1 protein-coding gene and 1 pseudogene are annotated in these 310 nt (G+C 43.9%); one reads left to right on the plus strand and one right to left on the minus strand.

Annotated elements, in window-relative coordinates; translation table 11 throughout:
• The coding region (locus IQR33_RS09235; protein ID WP_265575781.1) for a Rid family hydrolase at positions 1-114 on the plus strand (114 nt) is incomplete at its 5' end.
• A gap of 85 nt (positions 115-199) precedes the next feature.
• Here IQR33_RS09235 and IQR33_RS09240 read toward each other — a convergent pair.
• Positions 200-310, minus strand: a pseudogene (locus IQR33_RS09240) (1-acyl-sn-glycerol-3-phosphate acyltransferase); the annotation flags it as partial.

Genomic DNA, 310 nt, shown 5'->3' on the forward strand with positions numbered 1-310 from the left:
AAGTTCTTTGATGAGCACGGCGTAGCAAACTACCCTGCACGCTCTTGTGTAGAAGTGGCTCGCCTACCAAAAGATGTTGGCATCGAGATTGAAGCAATCGCTGTTCGCAAATAATTGCACTTGCTGACAAACATAAAAAAACGGGTAGCTCAGGCTACCCGTTTTTTATTGTTTTCTCGTGATGATATCGCAGTAAAACTTAAGCAGCGTTGCGCTGTTTGACTTCTTCATCTAACGATTCAAGCTTCTCTTTCATCTGTTCACGACAGATATTCGCTAACTCGCGAATGCCCTCTTTACCATAGCCTTC

Origin of the sequence: Vibrio sp. OPT46 (genome assembly GCF_015163535.1) — a bacterium.
Taxonomy (GTDB): domain Bacteria; phylum Pseudomonadota; class Gammaproteobacteria; order Enterobacterales; family Vibrionaceae; genus Vibrio; species Vibrio alginolyticus.